The following is a 19,037-nucleotide window of genomic DNA, read 5'->3' on the forward strand; positions in this document are numbered from 1 at the left end:
GTAGTTAATCAATTTTTTTGTTTAGTTGTGATTAGTTATTGGTAAACCACGGTTGACGCCGCTATACTAACGGCCGCGTTTAAAAGCGAAGAAATTGTAAAGAAAGATTTAAAGGACAAATAGTGACTCCTATTACAAAAACATTCCAGTATGGTCAGCATACTGTATCTTTAGAAACGGGCGTAATTGCCCGTCAGGCAACCGCTGCAGTTCTAGCCAGCATGGACGATACCACTGTACTGGTAACCGTAGTCGGTAAAAAAGAAGCCAAAGCCGATCAGGATTTTTTCCCGCTGACGGTTAACTATCAGGAAAAAACCTACGCAGCCGGTAAAATCCCGGGTGGATTCTTCAAACGTGAAGGTCGTCCCTCTGAAGGTGAAACCTTAACTGCACGTCTGATCGACCGTCCAATCCGTCCACTGTTCCCTGAAGGCTTCAAAAACGAAGTTCAGGTTGTGGTAACGGTTGTTTCTGCTAACCCTGAAATTCCAACCGATATCATTTCAATGATCGGTACCTCAGCGGCACTGGCCATCTCTGGTATTCCTTTCAACGGCCCGATTGGTGCGGCGCGTGTAGGTTACACCGATGGCGAATACGTACTGAATACCCGTAACAGCGAACAGGAAGCCAGCCAGCTGGATTTAGTGGTTGCCGGTACTGAAGGTGCGGTACTGATGGTTGAATCAGAAGCCAGCGTGCTGTCTGAAGAAGTTATGCTTGGCGCGGTAATGTTCGGTCACGAGCAGTTACAAACAGTTGTTTCTGCGGTAAATGAATTTGCTGCTGAAGTGAACACGCCGAAGTGGGACTGGGTTGCTCCGCAGGAAAACACCAGCCTGAAAGATAAAATCAAAGCCCTTGCGCTTGAAGGTATGACTGCTGCTTATCAGATTTCTGACAAGCTGGAGCGTAAAGACGCGGTTACTGCGGTAACTGAAAAAGCGGCAGCTGAAATTCTGGCGGCTGATGAAGAGCAGGACCAGAAAGAAGTGCTGGACTTGTTACATGAGCTGGAAAGTGACGTTGTACGTTCACGCATTCTGGCAGGTGAGCCGCGTATCGATGGCCGTGATCCAACTATGGTTCGTGCGCTTAACGTGTCTACCGGTGTACTGCCACGTACTCACGGTTCTGCGGTATTTACCCGTGGTGAAACTCAGGCCCTGGTTGTTGCAACCTTAGGTACTGAACGTGACGCCCAGATGATTGACGAACTGTCTGGTAAGAAAGACAGCCGCTTCATGCTGCACTATAACTTCCCTCCATACTGTGTGGGTGAGACCGGCATGATTGGTTCACCTAAGCGTCGTGAAATTGGTCACGGTCGTCTGGCTAAGCGTGGTATTCAGGCAGTTATGCCTTCTGATGAAGAATTCCCGTACGTAGTTCGTGTGGTATCTGAAATCACTGAATCAAACGGTTCATCTTCAATGGCTTCTGTATGTGGTACCTCACTGGCGTTAATGGATGCTGGTGTACCAATTAAAGCCTCTGTTGCTGGTATCGCCATGGGTCTGGTTAAGAGCGACGATAACTTCGTAGTTCTGTCTGACATCTTAGGTGATGAAGATCACTTAGGTGACATGGACTTTAAAGTTGCCGGTACCACTGAAGGTGTTACCGCTCTGCAGATGGATATCAAAATTGAAGGTATCACTAAAGAAATCATGCAGATTGCCCTTAAACAGGCAAAAGAAGCCCGTTTACACATTCTTGGCGTAATGGACTCTGCTCTGGGCGGTCACCGCGAAGAAATGAGCGAATTTGCACCGCGCATTTACACGCTGAAGATTGATCAGGACAAGATCCGTGACGTTATCGGTAAAGGTGGCGCGATGATTCGTTCAATCACTGAAGAATCTGACACCAACATCGAAATCGAAGATGACGGTACAGTGAAGATCTTCGCAACCGAGCGTGCTAAAGCGGAAATCGCCATTGCTAAGATTGAACAGGTGACTGCAGAAATCGAAGTAGGTAAAACCTACAACGGTAAAGTAACCCGTATCGTAGACTTCGGTGCATTCGTTGAAGTATTACCAGGTAAAGAAGGTCTGGTACACATTTCACAAATCGCTCATGAGCGCGTAAACAAGGTAACTGATTACCTGTCTGAAGGTCAGATGGTTGACGTAAAAGTAATGGAAATCGACCGTCAGAACCGTGTACGTTTAAGCATTAAAGAGCTGCTGGAAAAGCCAGCTAAGCCTGAGTCTTCTGACGACGCTTAATCGTAAACCGATTTAAATCAGTATAAAGGGGCTCAGGCCCCTTTTTTTATGGTGAACAGAAGGAAAAAACGACAATGGATAAATCAGTACAAACCGAAATTGAAGCGGCAGTGTTTCGCCGTTTGATCACGCATCTGGATGAGCATAAAGATGTGCAAAACATCGAGCTGATGATACTGGCTGACTTTTGCCGGAATTGCCTGGCTAAGTGGTACAGCAAAGCGGCAGAAGACGTGGGTGAGGAAGTTGATTACGATGAAGCCCGCCGTATTGTTTACAAAATGCCATACAGCGAGTGGAAAGAAAAACACCAGTTACCAGCCACAGAAGAGCAGCTGGCGGCATTTAATGCAAAGCAGGAAGCGAAAAAGGGCTAACCGCGGTGTTGCTCATCGGGCAGAGTATAGTTGTGTGGTAGCAACTCTGCTACGGTGGTCTGTGTACACTCACCGGTAGAGGTCAACAGGTAAACCGGGGTGGCAGCGTCAGCGAATTCAGCAATTTTTTGTCGGCATCCGCCACAGGGGTAGCAATAGTCTTCGTTGGGACTCACCACCAGTATCTCGTTTATTCGGCTTCCACCCTGGGTGATCATGGTGCCAATGGCCGATGCTTCTGCACATTGCCCCTGCGGAAACGCGGCGTTTTCAACGTTGCAGCCCGCATAGATGTGCTTGTCATCGGCGATAATAGCGGCACCAACTCTGAATTTCGAATAGGGGGCGTACGCATTTTTCTGAGCTTTAAGTGCGGCGTCTTTTAATTGTTGTAACAATTTACTACTTCCTTTTAAGTCGTTATTTTTGTTTTAATCCCACTCTTAGATACGTGTTCGCGTTTTACTTCTGTTATAGTTGTGATTATCGCGACGAATAGGAATGAATTATATTTACCATGCTTAGTCGATTGAGTCTTATCTTTTTTGTTTTAGTGCTAACCGGATGTGCACAAACAGCGCCTCAACCTAAACAAACCGAAATGGGGAACCTGCTGGTGCCGGAGCCTGCGCCATTAAGTATTCGTTCACAGGTGGCTATCGCTCGCTTCGGCCAGATCCTGGCTAATTCGGAACTCACCGATGATGATAAAGCTCAACTGCATTTTCAACGCGGCATGTTATACGACAGTGTCGGACTGGGCGGCCTGGCGCAGTTTGATTACAACCGGGCCATCGATTTTAAACCAGACATGGCAGAAGCCTATAATTCGCTGGGCGTGCACATGGTACAACAGGAGCAGTTCAGTCGTGCCTACGAAGCCTTTGATTCTACGCTGGATTTAGATCCTGATTACGATTTTGCATTTTTAAACCGGGGTATCGCACTCTATTATGGCGGTCGTCCGGATCTGGCGGTATCAGACCTGGCCACTTTTGCCGATAAAGCCCCTGAAGATCCCTTTCGGGTGTTGTGGGCCTATTTTGCCGAACAAAAAATAGCGCCTGACACTGCCAGACAAACCTTATCCCAACGCCGCCAGCTTTTACCGGTAACGCATTGGGCGACGGGGTTGGTTGATTTGTTTTTAGGTCAGCAGGATGAAAAAGCATTACTGGATTCGTTACTGCACGGGATTACCAGTGAAAAAGAACTGACCGACCGTTTGTGTGAGGCTTATTTTTACCTTGGCAAGTACCACGAAGAAAACGACCAACCGGGTGTGGCGTCCAATTATTTTAAGTTTGCGTTGAGTACCAATGTATACGAATACGTAGAGCACCGTTACGCCCGCCTGGAACTGCAACGCTTAAGGCAAAATACGGTAGCCGATTAAGCTCATGATGTTTTTCAGGGCGACCTGTCTGGCCGTTTTTACGTCTTTGACGATAGCGGCAGACAGCGGGCATTTACCCTCACAGTTACTGGCGAATGCCGGGCAGGCTGATAAACCTGCGCCTTTGTTATGGTTGTCGGTGTTACAGGACAATCAGCAGGCTAAGGAGCGCTTGCTTGCTTATGCTGAGGACCAACAGGACGAATACTGGCTGGAAATGCTCATAAAGGCGGGTTATTCACCCGCCGCGCTGGCGCTTTCCCGTATCGAAGATAATCCCCGTGTTACTCAGCGTCTGGTGCGCCTTGCCGCCCGTGGCGGCGTAGCTGAAGCCCAGTATGAATTTGCCTTAACCAGAGACGACTTCGCCCATCGTGAAACCTGGTTAAAGGCCGCCGCCGAACAAGACTTCTTTATTGCCCAAACCGCACTGGCCGACTGGTATCTGTTACATCAGAAATCCTCACTGGCAGAACCCTGGCTGGAAAAAACGGCGGCAACGGATCCTCAGAGTGCTTTCCAGCTGGCGTCTATTCGCTGGCAGCAGGGGCTCGAAGACGAAGGTTTTGGCTTATTTGAATTTGCCGCCGAACAAGGGCACGAACAGGCCCGTAACGTGATGGCGGTGTTAAAGACCTATAAACCCCAGTCAATAGCGGCGTTAGCCGCAGTCAAACAGGTCACGGTAGCAGATAGTCAGTGCCGTCAGCAGATCCAGCCTTTTGCCACCGGGCTGGCAGAAATGGTACAGGCAAACCGGATTTATCAGCAGTATCTGGGTGACAAACGGCTTAAACAGCTGCCATTGTGTGTAAATAAACCGGTCTGGTTGCAGCGTAATGCCATTCGATGTGATGCCAACTGGCAAGGACAGGGACGCTTAGGTTGTAATATCGAAGTACTGGAACCGGTGGTACGTCAGCGTCAGTTTACTCATGCCGTCATCCTGGCGAAATCAGGTAAGGCTAATGTCAATAACGGCGTAATGTATCTGGATGTGGGAGATACTTACAGTGTCTTCGTACACGAACTGGCGCATTTTGTCGGCTTTGTTGACGAATATCCATTAACCCGGAGTTTCGCAAAAGAATATTGTGCACGAAAGAGTGCGCCTAATCTGGTGTTTCTGGGGGCGATTACCTACGCACCGCTGGCCAATATAGAGTACTGGCAATCCATCGAATTTCCCGTCACGCTGTATCCGGCCAGAACCTGCAACAACATTGGGGTGGAGAGCTATAAACCCAGCGACCGCATTACCTTTATGGAAAATCACGATGCCAGATATATTCCGCCCATTTACCTGAATATCTGGCGCTCGCTGTTAAATGATCCAAAAGCTCAGCGACCCATTGCGATGAATTTATTTCAGCATTATGAAAAAGCGGGTAATACGGAAAAAGCCGCGTACTGGCTGAATATTTTCCGCCAGCAACGGGCTATTACCGCTACAGAGGACTCTGACGATACCGTTGACGCTAATATCAGCGCTGACTGAGTACCTCGTCACGGTATTCGTTTACCCACATTGCTGTGGCACCACAAATGGCAACGGGCATTACCAAAAAGTTGACGATGGGGATCATGGCCATTACGTTAACCGCAATACCAAAGGAATAGCTCAGGCCTTTGCGCTCGCCAAGTTTGTGGCGCATCACTGAAAAAGGGACCTTGTGATTATCAAATGGATAGTCACAGTACTGGATAGCCATCATCCAGGCGCCAAACAAAAACCACAGCACCTGACCAATTACCGGTAAAAAGAAAAACAGCAGTAAAAAGCCGATGGCCCGTGGCAGATAATAAACCAGCTTGGTCACCTCGCGGCCAATAGTGCGCGGGATGTCTTTAATAATGGCCATCAGGCCGTCGTCGCCAAGTGATTTACCGGTTAAGTGACGTTCTACTTTTTCGGCCAGTAAGCCATTAAATGGCGCCGCAATCCAGTTGGCCAGGGTACCAAACATCAGCGCAAAGCTAAGCAGGATGCTGATCACAGCCAGCGGCCAGATAAGAAAAGTGATTGAGGTCTTGAGCCATCCCAGCCAGTCGGGAATGAAACCGATTAAATAGTCTACGCCAGCCTGAATTTCACCCAGCAAAAAATAAAACGCGGCAGAAAACAACACCAGGTTAATCATTAACGGAATGAAGACAAAACGCTTCAATCCCTTAGTGGTGATCAAATCAAACCCTTGCCCAAAATAACCAATGCCGCTGCGTTGTGTCATTACTACTCCTGCTGATTGCTCGCTGTGGGTATGCCATAAATGAAATGAGAAAAAACAATGGCATGCTGAAACACGGTGACAGTATAAAACTCACAAAACCCGGTGTGAAATCATAATTGTTACAGTTCATGAACTTTGTTACATTCACAGTATAAGAATAACGATACAGTGCGCATATTGAGAGCTTCAGGTTCGGTTTTAACGACAGGCGCAGCGGCCGCCGCTTCAGGTAACGCCCTTTTTACGAGGGTGGTATAACTGTGCGTCTGAAAAAAATTCGTCTTGCCGGATTTAAATCCTTTGTTGATCCCACAACTATCCCGTTTCCTGGCGATATGACGGCGATTGTCGGTCCTAACGGCTGTGGAAAATCCAATGTGATTGACGCAGTGCGTTGGGTGCTGGGTGAAAGTTCCGCGAAAAACCTGCGTGGCGACGCCATGACTGATGTTATTTTTAATGGCTCTTCGGCACGTAAACCGGTGGGGCAGTGTAGCGTGGAGCTGGTTTTTGACAACTCAAGCGGCCGCATTGCCGGTGAATATGCCAAATACAATGAGTTGTCCATTAAACGCCTGGTTACGCGGGATGCCGTTTCAACGTACTTTTTAAATGGCAGTAAATGTCGGCGCCGTGATGTCACTGATCTGTTTTTAGGGACCGGATTAGGCCCTCGAAGTTATGCCATTATCGAACAGGGCATGATTTCCCGCCTGATCGAGTCGAAGCCTCAGGAGCTGCGGGTCTTTATCGAAGAAGCGGCTGGTATTTCCAAATACAAAGAGCGTCGCCGCGAAACAGAAAACCGTATTCGCCATACCCAGGATAATCTTGAACGTCTTGAGGATGTGCGCACCGAGTTAGCCCGTCAGCTCGACAAATTACAGCGTCAGGCAGCTGCCGCCAGACGCTATACCACGCTCAAAGCACAGGAGCGTAAGCTTAAGAGTGAACTGGCGGCCATTCGCTGGTTAAAACATGACGACCACCTGCAAAAGCTGCAACAAACCCAGCAGCAACATGAAACCGACATTGAAGCGCTGCGCGCCCGGCAACGGGGGGATGAAGCTGGTATCGAGAAATACCGCGATGTGCAACAAAGCTGTAAGCAAAAGCTCGACCACCTGCAGCAAACGTTATTTACCGTCAGTTCGACCATTTCCCGGTTGGAACAATCCGCGTTGCATAATCAGCAGCGACTTAAACAGATTGATGCTGAGTTAGGGGATATTGATTCACAACAACAACAGCTTGAAGAAGAGTCGCAGCTTTTTACCTTACAAACGGAAGAGCAGTCAGCCACAATGCTGTTGCTGGAGCCCGAATATGAAATAAAACAAGCTGCCAGCGAGCAGCTTGAGGTTACGCGTGACCAGGCGGAGGCCGCATTACACCAGCATCAGCGAGAATTTCAACAAACCGACCAGCGTTATCATCAGGTAAAGCAGCAAGTCCATTCCCAGCACAGCAAAGTGCAGTCTTTACTGCAAATGCAAATGCGTACGCAGCAGCGTATAGGTGAAATAGAGCAAGAGATTCGCGAGTTTTCCCAGGCCGATCATCAGCAAGCCATCGAAACTATAGAACTGGAACTCGAGATGCTAGCCGAGCAGATAGTGGTTCAGGAAGACCAGGTATTCACCGCCAGGCAAACCCTGGAACAGGCGCAAAGAGACCAGGCTGACCAGCAACAACAGGTGCATGAGCAGCGCAGGGAATTACAGCAAAATCAATCAAAACGTACCGCTCTGGAAACGCTCCAGCAAGCGGCGGGTTCAGCTAAAACCCAGCCCAAGGGGGTGCAGCCGTTATGGCAACAGCTTACCCCAAAACCCGGGGCAGCAGCATTACTGGAATACGTGCTCAACGAATTAGGCGATGCTCAGCTGGCCGGGCAACGCTCGCTGGCCTCACTGGCTACCGAACAGTCGGCTCTCACGCCTGGTTTACAGTATTTTTCGCAAGCGGCGTTCACCAGCCAAAAACGTCCCGGCAGTGTGGCCGAACTGTTAGAGAATGCCACCGTGCCTCGCTGGTTTAATGACATACTGGTAGCGCAGGATGCCGAATCGGCTCTGGCACTTCGCGCTCAGTGCGAGGACAATCAGATCGTCGTGACTACTGACGGTCAGTGGTTCGGACCAGACTGGTATCGGTTTGGTCAGTTCGATGCAGAGCAGGGGGTATTGCAACGAGCTCAACTTATTGAGCAACTGGACAGCGATATCCTCAGGCAGGAAGCGCAGTTAGAACAAAGTGAGTCCAGCCTTAGCGAAGCAACGGCCAGAATAGAACAGTGCCGTGAACAGCTTACCGCCAGTCAGGCTGCTGTTAGCGAGCGCACCAACCAACGCCAGCAACTGACTAATCGTCTGAGCTGGCTTACTGAACAGCAGCGTCAGGAAGGGCAAAAACGCCAGCGGCTTGATGATGAGCTAGCGCGGCAGCAACAGCAACTGGAAGATGAGGCGACAGAACTGGCCATGCTCACAGAAAGTCTCGAAGGGCTCGAAGTGGAACTGGCCGAGCAGGCCGAAGATCAGGCCCGCTTGCAGGATAAGCAGCAGGCTTTACAGCAGCAATTGAGTGCTCAGCGCAGCCAGTATGAACAAAATACCCGGGAATTGCATCAGCTAGCCTTAAAACTGCAGGAATGCCGCAATCAGCAGCAGTCTTTGTCGTCACAGCAACAACGGGTAGCGCAGCAAATTACCAGTCTGAAACAGCGGGCTGAGCAACTGTACAAAGAAAAACAGACACTAAATCAGCCACAAACAGAACAGCAAGACCAGCTGCAGGTATTACTGGCAGAAAAAGCCGAACTTGAGGAGCAGCGTTATGCATTACAGCAGGAGCTGGAACATGCCGATGAGCTGCTTACTCAGGCAATGCAGGGACAGCAAGCGATAATCGGAGACATTGCTAAACGTCAGGAGCAACTCGATAGCCTTAAAATCGAGGCCGAGGGCTACCGGGTCAGGGGGACAGCAATTCTTGAACAACTTAACGAAGTTGGTGTCACATTAAAATCGGTATTGGAAACATTGCCCGCTGAGACCAGTGAGTCCGGCTGGCAACAGGAACTGGAGAAAACGTCGTCGGCAATCGCGCGGTTAGGGGCAGTTAACCTCGCCGCTGTAGAAGAGTACGATGTGCAGGCTGAACGCAAAGCACATCTGGATACGCAGTTTGATGATTTGAATGAGGCGCTGGAAACACTGCAAAATGCGATTCGCAAAATCGATCGCGAAACCCGCGCGCGCTTTAGTCAGACCTTTGAGCAGGTGAATGAAGATCTTAAACAACTCTTTCCCAAAGTATTTGGCGGTGGCTCCGCTTATTTAGCCTTAACCGATGATGATTTGCTGGAAACCGGTGTAACGATTATGGCGCGACCACCGGGCAAGAAAAATAGTACAATTCATTTGCTTAGCGGTGGAGAAAAAGCATTAACCGCATTATCATTGGTGTTTGCAATTTTCAGGCTTAACCCAGCACCATTTTGTTTGCTGGACGAAGTAGATGCGCCGCTGGATGACGCTAACGTCGGGCGCTTCTGTAACCTGGTTTCGGAAATGTCCAAATCAGTGCAGTTTATCTACATTTCTCATAATAAAATTGCGATGGAGATGGCGAGTCATCTGACAGGGGTAACCATGGCCGAACCTGGTGTGTCACGGATGGTTGCAGTAGACGTTGACGAAGCGGTCTCGTTAGTAGACGCATAATTAAAAAAAGGCGAAAGAAGTCGATGCAAGAAGAATTACGTTTATCATTGTTGCTGTTAGGTGGATTCTTTATCTTTGGCGTCCTGGCACATGGCATCTGGAACATCCGTAAAAATAGTCAGGCGAAAAAGCCCCAACGCCGCATTGAGCCTGAACAGTGGCAGGAAGACTCTTCTGCGGAGCCGGCGAACACTAATCGCCGGGATGATTTTGATGAAGACGGCATTGGCGAAGTTCGGGTGATTCATGAGTCTGCAAGCGACGACGATGAATTTGACACTATCAATGCCGATGAGATGGCTGAACCTGCGGACAACGAAGAAGATGCTACTTCCTCGGCAGCGGCTAACGCCCCTCAGGCCGACAGCCTGACAGACGATGTGCAACCGCCGGCTGAGAAATTATATGCGTCGGTTGTTTCTAATCCTAAGCCTCACTATCAGCATGATAACGTAGTGGAGCTACCAGAATCCGTCCCTGCGCCACCGGCTTTTTTACTTAAGGATGAAGCTAAAACCGAAAATAAAGTGGCAGCGAAAGCCGCTACACCAGCCGAAGATGACTTTTCCCTTGATGCGCAACCAGCCCCGGCAGCAGAACCAGTTGTCGTGCCTGACAAAAGCGCTGAAGAGCCCGTGGCGGCGAAAAAACGCTCTCGCAGCAGTGCCCGCCGGCGTCAGGAACCGCGTTTTGGTGATGATCAGATGCAAATTGATTTTGATGATTCGGTGAGCGCAGAACCGGCTTCTGCTGCAGGGGCAAAAGTTCAGGTGGAACCAGAAGTACTGATCCTCAACGTGCGGGCTCCGGAAGATGCGCCAATTAGTGGGGCCGCTTTGCTACCAATGCTACTAACGCTGGGTTTTAAGTTTGGCGATCAGGATATTTTTCATCGTCATGTGAACTCAAACGGTAAAGGACCGGTATTATTTAGTCTGGCTAATATGTTTAAACCGGGCAATTTTGATATCGATAACCTGGAAACCTTCACCACTCGCGGCGTTTCCTTGTTTATGTTGCTGCCAATCGAAGGTGATCCGCATCAGGTCTTCAACATGATGCACAATGCGGCGCGAAAAATCGCCGATGAGTTTAACGCACAGGTACTTGATGGCCGCCGCAGTGTATTATCCAAGCAAGGCCTGCAGCAGTATGTCGAGAAAATTCGCGATTTTGAACGCAAACGCATGATTGCCAGAAACTAAGTTATCTACACTATTTTTGCACAACGGCCAATCGTTGTGCAATACCAAAAGAGCTATTCCCATGAGTAACCAAACTGTCATTGCGCAGCTAGATGCTTTGCGCGAGAAAATCAACGACTACAACTATCAGTATTACGTGCTGGATGATCCCAGTGTGCCTGACAGCGAATATGACCGCCAGATGAAAGCGCTGCAGGCGCTCGAAGCTGAGCACCCTGAGCTTGTCACGCCGGACTCGCCCAGTCAGAAAGTGGGCGGGCAGCCACTGGGCGCCTTCGAGCAGGTTACCCATGAAGTCCCAATGCTGTCGCTGGACAATGGCTTTGATGAAGCCGATCTGACCGCCTTTGAGAAACGAGTACAGGACCGGCTTAAATCCACCGCAAGCATTGCCTATAGCTGTGAGCCCAAACTGGATGGACTGGCAGTGTCGATCCTTTATGAAAACGGGGTGCTGGTCAGGGCTGCAACCCGGGGGGATGGTCAGGTGGGGGAAAATATTACCGCTAACGTGCGTACCATCGGTAATGTACCACTTAAATTACGTGGCGATAATTTGCCTGAGCGAATTGAGGTACGCGGCGAAGTGTTTATGCCGCGGGAAGGTTTTGAAAAACTGAATAACCAGCAGCGGGAAGCCGGATTGAAAGTGTTTGCCAATCCCCGCAATGCTGCCGCCGGTAGTCTGCGTCAGTTGGACTCGCGCATAACGGCCAAACGTCCGCTTATGTTTTACGCCTATTCTTTGGGTGTGGTGGCACCGGATTCCTTTATATTACCTGATAGCCATCATGAACGTTTGCAGCAACTCGCCAACTGGGGCGTGCCTTTGTGTCCTGACATCGGCATAACCGAAGGGGCGGCTGGCTGTCTGGCTTATTATCAACAGATACTGACTCGTCGTGACGGGCTGGCCTATGACATCGATGGAGTGGTGTTTAAAGTCGATGACATTGCCTTACAACATACCCTGGGTTTTGTTGCCAGAGCACCGCGCTGGGCGATTGCGCAAAAGTTTCCGGCCCAGGAAGAAATGACCCGTTTACTGGATGTTGAGTTTCAGGTTGGCCGCACCGGCGCAATTACCCCGGTAGCCCGACTGGAGCCGGTATTTGTGGGTGGCGTAACCGTGTCAAATGCCACCCTGCACAATCAGGACGAAGTCGAACGGCTGGGGGCCTGTATCGGCGATACGGTTATTATTCGCCGCGCTGGCGATGTAATCCCTCAGGTGGTTTCGGTGGTGCTGGATAAGCGCCCTGAAGACGCCCGGCAAATCGTGTTTCCGGATCATTGTCCGGTATGCGACTCTCAGGTTGAAAAACTGGCTGACGAGGCGGTCGCCCGCTGTACCGGCGGTTTAATTTGTGCCGCTCAGCGTAAGCAGGCATTAAAACATTTTGCTTCGCGTAAAGCGTTGGACATTGATGGCCTGGGTGACAAACTCATAGAACAACTGGTTGACGCCGGGCTGTTAAAAACCCCGGTTGATATCTTTAATTTAACCTTTCCGGCCCTTATCCAACTGGAAAGAATGGGCGATAAATCGGCGGCAAATCTGCTTCAGGCCATACACAGTGCTAAACAAACTACCTTACCTAAGTTTTTGTATGCACTGGGTATCCGGGAAGTAGGGGAAACCACGGCAGTTAACCTCGCCATGCATTTTAAAACACTTGATGCGATTGCCCGGGCCGATCTGGAAGCGTTACAGGCGGTGCAGGATGTTGGCATTGTGGTGGCTGAGCATGTATTTAACTTTTTTAACGAAGCGCATAATACTGAGGTCCTCAATGGTTTGCTGGACGCAGGATTACAATGGCCTGCCATTGAAACCCCTGATGAGGCGGATTTGGTGCTGGATGGCAAAACCTGTGTAGTGACCGGAACGCTAAGCGAAATGTCCCGTAATGATGTTAAGGCACTGTTGCAGCAGGCCGGCGCCAAGGTTGCTGGCAGCGTGTCGGCAAAAACGGATTTTCTGGTCGCCGGTGAAAAGGCGGGTTCAAAACTCACGAAAGCTCAGGAGTTGGGCGTGGACGTGTGGGATGAAGCGCGCCTGCTGGCGTTTTTGCGAGAACACGGGCTGGTATAAATAACCTGTAAACAAAAATGCCGGGATTGTCCCGGCATTTTTATATACATCTGTGTTTAAGATTTGAGCGCCTGCCGGCGCTTTTCTTTTCTTAGCTGCCAGGCTTTTTTTACCGAGAATCGCCACAGCCAGTTTAAGGTGTAATAGCCACCCAGCCCAAATACTACCGAACAGATCCCGCAACCCAGCAGGAATGCCGGACCAATGGTAGACACTGAGTTGACGACCCATTCCCAGGTTGGTTCAAAGTGAAAAGGTTCAGACTTGGTCCCAAGGACAGTAGAGCCAATCAGATAGGCACCATAGAATATAGGCGGCATGGTAAACGGGTTGGTTATCCAGACGGTAGCAATGGACAATGGCAGATTGACCCGACACGGGATAGCCGTTGCTGCAGACAGCCACATTTGAAAAGGAACGGGCCAGAAAGCAAAAAACAGCCCGATGCCAAATGCTCCTGAGGCCGATTTCCGGTTTAAATGCCACAGGTTAGGTTCGTGCAAAATAGTGCCAAAGATCTTGAGCGCCCGATTTTGTTTGATGGAATTCGGATCGGGCAAATAGCGTTTAATAAACTTCTTAGGCATAAAAAAATCAATCTTATCTGACATCAGAGTCAAAGGTGAACGGACACATTACTGATATCGCCGCAACAGGATTTTGTTGCGCAGTTATTTCGGCCCGATGGTGGCCAATACTACCACAATTCTCTGTGCAGTGGGTGTTGGCCATTGCCGTAACCGGATTTATCGTCACGATAATCACTGCCTATTTTATCGCAAAACCCTTACAAAAAATGATCTGTAATGCGGGTCTTGTCTCGCTGAGTACAATAGCTGGCGTACTTATGGCAGCGAGTGTAGGGCAATCATACCAGACCTTGCAACAGCAAGGTGGTGAAATTCAACAAGATGTAACAATTCAGGGACGAATTGTCGGTTTTCAGCATTACCCGGACTACGACCGGATTATCCTTAACCAAGTGCTGATTAATCATCAGTCGCTGGGGCGTAACTGGTCGGTATTATTAAACTATTATCGCCCGGAGAAATCCTTTGCCGTTGGCCAGCAAATTAACGCCCGCGCCAGAATAAAACCGGCCCGTGCAGTGGCAAACCCCTATGGCTTTGATAAACAGCAATGGTACCTGAGTCGCGCGATAGTTAAGACCGGTTACATTCGAGGTCAGGCGATATGGCTGACCACGCCGGATGTTTCTCTCAGAGGCAAGCTGCAAGCACGGCTCGACGAGCTTAACACCAGCGGTGATCAGTGGTTACGTGCCTTATTATTTGGTGACAGACAGGGCTTTTCCCAGCACGACTGGGCGGTTTTACAGCGTACGGGTACAGCGCATCTGTTTGCGATTTCAGGTTTGCATCTGATGATTGTAGCCGCAGCTTCTTTTTGGTTGATCAAACTACTCACCAGTATTGCCATTGCTGTTGGGGTGCCATTACCCAAAAGTGTACTGGTATTTTCGATACTGGCTGGCTTAGCCTGCTGTACGTTCTATGCGTATCTGGCGGGTTGGCAAATCGCGGTGGTGCGTGCATTAGCGGTGGTTTGTCTGGTTGCTGTCGCTTATATTTTTAGCCATCGTAGTAGCAGACTATCACTGCTTATCTTCTCTTTACTGCTGAGTATCCTGCTGAATCCACTGGCCGTCTATGGCATCGCTCTCTATCTCAGTGTGGGGGCAGTAGCCATTATTGCGATTATTCACTGGCGGTTTGCCGGGCAATATCACCTCTCTGGGTGGCAGACGTTTATCTTTATGCAACTGGCTTTGTGTGTGCTGATGTTACCTTTGGTGGCGGGTTTGATGGGACAGGTGAGTATTATTGCGCCGGTGGTTAATCTGGTTGTTGTGCCGGTGATGACCATGCTGGTTATTCCGCTGTCTCTGGCAGGTCTGCTTTTATTGATGCTGGAGCCTTATGCCAGCTGGTCTGCGGCGCTGGTATTGTCCCTGAGTGGGACACTGCTCGAGTGGCTCATGGGGCAAGTGGTGAATATTGATCACTGGTTTGGTGAACTTTCTTCCCGCACTGTTTCGCTACAGGGACTAGCGGTATTAACGGCGGGGTTAGCTATTTTGTTGCTATTTCCTGCCTTTAAAGGCCGTTTTTATCTTTTGCTTGTCAGCGTGTTGGCCTGGGGCAGTGCAACGATAAAAGACAATACTTATAACGACAGCTGGCAAATTCATTTTCTGGATGTAGGGCAAGGTAGCGCTGCCCTGGTGACTCAGCGGGGTCAGGCTATCTTAATTGATACCGGCGCGGCCTTTGCCTCAGGGTTTAACTTTCTGTCAGCAGTCATCCGGCCTTTTATTGAGGCCCGGGGTCTGATCCTGGATAAGGTCATTGTCAGCCATGAAGATAACGATCACGCTGGCGGCCTGATGGCATTGGCAGCGGATTTTCCCGCTACTGAATTGCTAACTACCAGTGACGAGTGTGTCATGGGCACGGTGCAAAAATGGCAAAGCCTAACAATAACGGTGTTGTGGCCACCACCTGCCATGGCAGAGCAGTACTCTGATAATAATTATTCCTGCGTGATTGCTTTGTCTGATGATCATCACCGGGTACTGCTGCCGGGCGACATTGAAGCTAAGGTAGAACAGCAGTTAATCGCCCGCTATCCTGCTTCACAACTGGCGGCTACTGTTTTACTGGCGCCTCATCATGGCAGCAAGACTTCGTCGTCGCCTGAATTTGTCAGTCGTGTTGCGCCTGACTATGTTGTGTATTCTCAAGGTTGGCTTAATCGCTGGGGCTTTCCTCATCAGGCGGTAGTCGGGCGTTATCAGGCGCTTGGCAGTCATGCCATTCAGTTAAGCAAAACGGGTTATCTGTGGTTTGAATTTAACCAACAGACAGTGGATATTGGCGAGTATCGGCGCAGTCTGAGTAGCAAATGGTTTCATAAAACCTTTTCAAACTAGGGAATTGCCCATATAGAGGGTACAATGACGCCGATTTTTGAAAATAACAGTGAACTATGCAAGACAACGAAGCTCAATCATTGCCGGTAAAACGGTTTTTTAGTTACCTGAAAGCCTACAAACTGGCATTTTTTGTAGCATTTGTGGGAATGGTGGGATATTCCGCGTTAGATACCTTTGTCATTTCTCAGGTACAGCCGGTCATCGATCGATCGCTGAATAACCAGGATTTTGATTACCTTCGTATGGCGGCGTATCTGGTGGTGCCGGTATTCATTCTGCGTGGCATTTTTAATTTTATGGGCAGTTACGCCCTGAGCTGGATTGGTGCCCAGGTGGTGATGACAATGCGCCAGCAGTTGTTCAGTAAGTATATTCATCTGCCGGTCAGCTTTCACGATCAGCAGGCTAAGGGCAACCTGATTTCCAAAGTTATCTATGATACCGATCAGGTCGCCAGAGCGGCCGGTAAGTCGTTAGCTATTCTGGTCAGGGAAGGGGCGTTAGTTATCGGTATCCTTGCCTGGATGCTGTATCTGTCGTGGCAATTATCCCTGGTGTTCCTGTTTGTCGGGCCCATTGTGGCAGTCATTGTTTCTTTTGTTACCAAGCGCTTTCGCAAAGTAAGCCGGAATATTCAGCAGTCTATGGGGACTCTGACCAGTGCAGTGGAGCAGGTGGTAAAAGGGCATAAAGTGGTACTGATGTTTGGCGGTCAGGAAAAAGAACAGGCACGTTTCGCGAAAAAGAACAATGACAATCGTCAGCAAAACATGAAGCTGGCGGTTACCCAAACCCTGAGTGTGTCGAGTATTCAGGTTATTGCTTCTGTTGCCCTGGCGGTGGTGTTATACATTGCCAGTACACCGAATATGCTGGCAGAGCTTACCGCCGGTACGTTTGTGACCATTGTATTTTACATGGTGATGCTGCTTAAACCGCTAAAACAGCTGACCACGGTGAACAGTGAATTTCAAAAAGGGATGGCGGCCTGCCAGAGCATATTTGCCGTACTGGATGAGGAAATCGAAAAAGACACCGGCAGCCTTAACGCTGATGCGATAAAAGGGCACATTTGTTTTAATGACGTGACCTTTACCTATCCGGGTAAGCACAACCCGGCGCTCAATCAGATAAAACTGGATGTACCGGCTGGCAGCAGTATCGCGTTAGTGGGACGTTCCGGCAGTGGCAAATCCACGATGTCGAGTCTGCTTACCCGGTTTTACCTTCCTGAGCAGGGCAACATTACGCTGGATGACACCGACATTAACGACTTTAAACTTACAGAATTACGCCGCAACATTGCGCTGGTGTCACAGCAGGTAACGTTATTCAACGATTCCATTGCCAATAATATTGCTTATGGCGTAGCGGATAATGTGTCGCGGGAAGAAATCGTTAAAGCCGCCAAACTAGCTCACGTTATGGAGTTTGCCGAACTGCTGGATGATGGGTTGGACACCCTTATTGGCGAGGACGGCTCGGCACTTTCCGGTGGCCAGCGTCAGCGGGTCGCTATAGCCCGGGCGCTCTTACTTAATGCACCTGTGCTCATTCTTGATGAGGCAACTTCTGCTCTCGATACAGAATCAGAGCGCATGATTCAGGATGCCCTGACCACCCTGCAACAGAACAGAACCAGTATTATTATTGCGCACCGCTTATCCACCATCGAAAATGCCGATCAGATCATCGTGGTCGATCAAGGGCATATTATTGAACAGGGCAAACACCAGGAACTGCTGGCAAAAGGCGGCGCTTACGCGCAGTTGCATGCCCTGCAATTTGGAGAATAAAGGTGTCAGCGATTAACCGGATGTGGTATGAGGGACGCTGGTATCAGTGGTTATTCTGGCCATTGTCTTTGCTGTTTTACCTTATTTCGGCAATCCGCCGACGTTTGTTTGTAATGGGGCTCAAAACAAGCCACAAATTGCCGGTGCCAATTATTATCGTGGGCAACCTGTCGGTTGGCGGCAATGGTAAGACACCGCTGGTGGTCGCTCTTTGTGAATTCCTGACTGAGAAAGGATTTAAGGTTGGCGTAGTGAGCCGTGGTTATGGCGCACAAACCCGCGACTTTCCGCATCAGGTAAGTCTTACCGATAAGGCCGCAACGGTCGGTGATGAGCCATTATTGATTGCTCGGCGCACGGGCGTTCCGGTGGTGATTGATCCCATTCGTCCAAGGGGCGCTGAACGACTGGTGCAACTGCACTGTGATGTCATTATTAGTGATGATGGTTTGCAGCATTATGCCTTACAGCGCGACATTGAATGTGTGGTTGCCGATCGCCGGTTATTCGGTAATGGTCACCTGTTACCTATGGGGCCCCTGCGGGAAGGCTTGTGGCGCTTAAACACGATTGATTTTCTGGTGCTCAATCAGTCCGAGCAAAGTGCCAGTATTGCTTTGCCAGCAGATGCGCCTGCGCCAGTGACCATGCGCTTAAAACCGGGCAAATTAGTAAATGTATTAAACCCGGAGGTGACTCGCGAGCTGTGTGATGCCAATAGCGAGCCTGCCATAACTGCCATGGCTGGCATTGGCGACCCATCGCGTTTTTTTAGTCAGTTAAAAGCGCTTGGCGTGCGTCTGGATCACACTATTGCGCTGGCCGATCACCAGGCCATTGAGTCGGGTGATATACCGCAGGGTTGTGTGATAATGACCGAAAAAGACGCGGTTAAAGCGGCAGAATACGCACACAATAACTGTTGGTATCAACCGGTGGATGCGGAGTTGACCGACGAATTTTATACTCAGTTAACCGAGCGTTTATCCCGCGTTATTAAAAATAAATAAAGGAAA

Annotated in this window: 13 protein-coding genes; 10 read left to right on the top strand and 3 right to left on the bottom strand. The window is 49.6% G+C overall.

Going from position 1 to position 19,037, the window contains the following annotated elements; all coding sequences use genetic code 11:
- The first annotated feature begins 122 nt into the window (after positions 1-122).
- Together pnp and BFC17_RS08310 are read left to right on the top strand one after the other, a co-directional pair.
- Positions 123-2,237 carry a polyribonucleotide nucleotidyltransferase gene (gene pnp / locus BFC17_RS08305; protein ID WP_070175973.1) on the top strand — a complete coding sequence of 705 codons (2,115 nt, stop codon included), beginning with the start codon at positions 123-125 and terminating at the stop codon, positions 2,235-2,237.
- Positions 2,238-2,311: 74 nt separating this feature from the next.
- Entirely contained in the window at positions 2,312-2,614 is a 303-nt protein-coding gene (locus BFC17_RS08310) for a DUF1244 domain-containing protein (RefSeq protein WP_070175974.1), read from the top strand.
- Here the strand turns inward: BFC17_RS08310 and cdd are convergent.
- A complete protein-coding gene (cdd, locus tag BFC17_RS08315) occupies positions 2,611-3,012 on the bottom strand; it encodes a cytidine deaminase (protein WP_070175975.1) in 402 nt (133 codons plus the stop codon). The two genes, BFC17_RS08310 and cdd, sit on opposite strands and share 4 nt — an antisense overlap.
- Before the next feature lie 119 nt (positions 3,013-3,131).
- Here cdd and nlpI point away from each other — a divergent pair, with 119 nt between their 5' ends.
- Positions 3,132-4,010 (top strand): lipoprotein NlpI, encoded by an 879-nt coding sequence (gene nlpI, locus BFC17_RS08320; RefSeq protein WP_070175976.1) that lies wholly within the window; start codon positions 3,132-3,134, stop codon positions 4,008-4,010.
- A gap of 4 nt (positions 4,011-4,014) precedes the next feature.
- Entirely contained in the window at positions 4,015-5,508 is a 1,494-nt protein-coding gene (locus BFC17_RS08325) for an SEL1-like repeat protein (protein ID WP_070175977.1), read from the top strand.
- Here the strand turns inward: BFC17_RS08325 and cysZ are convergent.
- Positions 5,495-6,241, bottom strand: a complete 747-nt coding sequence (gene cysZ / locus BFC17_RS08330; RefSeq protein WP_175439548.1) for a sulfate transporter CysZ — start codon at positions 6,239-6,241, stop codon at positions 5,495-5,497. The two genes, BFC17_RS08325 and cysZ, sit on opposite strands and share 14 nt — an antisense overlap.
- Before the next feature lie 260 nt (positions 6,242-6,501).
- On the opposite strand from cysZ, the gene smc reads away from it, so the two are divergent.
- The 3 genes from smc (at position 6,502) to ligA (ending at position 13,269) form a co-directional block, all read left to right on the top strand.
- Entirely contained in the window at positions 6,502-9,969 is a 3,468-nt protein-coding gene (smc, locus tag BFC17_RS08335) for a chromosome segregation protein SMC (protein ID WP_070175978.1), read from the top strand.
- A gap of 23 nt (positions 9,970-9,992) precedes the next feature.
- Positions 9,993-11,174, top strand: coding sequence for a cell division protein ZipA (gene zipA / locus BFC17_RS08340; RefSeq protein ID WP_070175979.1), 1,182 nt, complete (start codon positions 9,993-9,995; stop codon positions 11,172-11,174).
- Positions 11,175-11,235: 61 nt separating this feature from the next.
- On the top strand, positions 11,236-13,269 hold the full coding sequence (gene ligA / locus BFC17_RS08345) for an NAD-dependent DNA ligase LigA (RefSeq protein WP_070175980.1): 2,034 nt from the start codon (positions 11,236-11,238) through the stop codon (positions 13,267-13,269).
- A gap of 56 nt (positions 13,270-13,325) precedes the next feature.
- On the opposite strand, the gene BFC17_RS08350 is transcribed toward ligA, so the two are convergent.
- Positions 13,326-13,856 (bottom strand): DUF2062 domain-containing protein, encoded by a 531-nt coding sequence (locus BFC17_RS08350; protein ID WP_070176285.1) that lies wholly within the window; start codon positions 13,854-13,856, stop codon positions 13,326-13,328.
- A gap of 134 nt (positions 13,857-13,990) precedes the next feature.
- On the opposite strand from BFC17_RS08350, the gene BFC17_RS08355 reads away from it, so the two are divergent.
- The 3 genes from BFC17_RS08355 to lpxK are packed head-to-tail and all read left to right on the top strand — an operon-like array spanning position 13,991 to position 19,031.
- Positions 13,991-16,222 (top strand): DNA internalization-related competence protein ComEC/Rec2, encoded by a 2,232-nt coding sequence (locus tag BFC17_RS08355; protein ID WP_229680910.1) that lies wholly within the window; start codon positions 13,991-13,993, stop codon positions 16,220-16,222.
- 56 nt (positions 16,223-16,278) lie between these two features.
- Complete coding sequence (gene msbA / locus BFC17_RS08360; protein ID WP_070175982.1) at positions 16,279-18,021, top strand: lipid A export permease/ATP-binding protein MsbA; 1,743 nt, start codon at positions 16,279-16,281, stop codon at positions 18,019-18,021.
- A 2-nt stretch (positions 18,022-18,023) separates the two neighbouring features.
- Complete coding sequence (lpxK, locus tag BFC17_RS08365) at positions 18,024-19,031, top strand: tetraacyldisaccharide 4'-kinase (RefSeq protein WP_229680898.1); 1,008 nt, start codon at positions 18,024-18,026, stop codon at positions 19,029-19,031.
- The last annotated feature ends 6 nt before the right edge of the window (positions 19,032-19,037 follow it).

Source organism: Marisediminitalea lipolytica (assembly GCF_001758465.1).
Lineage (GTDB): Bacteria > Pseudomonadota > Gammaproteobacteria > Enterobacterales > Alteromonadaceae > Alteromonas > Alteromonas lipolytica.

Bases quoted from the DNA above. Each gene is read 5' to 3' on its own strand.
- cysZ (WP_175439548.1), bottom strand. From the start codon at position 6,241: ATGACACAACGCAGCGGCATTGGTTATTTTGGGCAAGGGTTTGATTTG.
- BFC17_RS08350 (WP_070176285.1), bottom strand. From the start codon at position 13,856: ATGCCTAAGAAGTTTATTAAACGCTATTTGCCCGATCCGAATTCCATC.
- msbA (WP_070175982.1), top strand. From the start codon at position 16,279: ATGCAAGACAACGAAGCTCAATCATTGCCGGTAAAACGGTTTTTTAGT.
- BFC17_RS08325 (WP_070175977.1), top strand. From the start codon at position 4,015: ATGATGTTTTTCAGGGCGACCTGTCTGGCCGTTTTTACGTCTTTGACG.
- zipA (WP_070175979.1), top strand. From the start codon at position 9,993: ATGCAAGAAGAATTACGTTTATCATTGTTGCTGTTAGGTGGATTCTTT.
- ligA (WP_070175980.1), top strand. From the start codon at position 11,236: ATGAGTAACCAAACTGTCATTGCGCAGCTAGATGCTTTGCGCGAGAAA.
- nlpI (WP_070175976.1), top strand. From the start codon at position 3,132: ATGCTTAGTCGATTGAGTCTTATCTTTTTTGTTTTAGTGCTAACCGGA.
- BFC17_RS08310 (WP_070175974.1), top strand. From the start codon at position 2,312: ATGGATAAATCAGTACAAACCGAAATTGAAGCGGCAGTGTTTCGCCGT.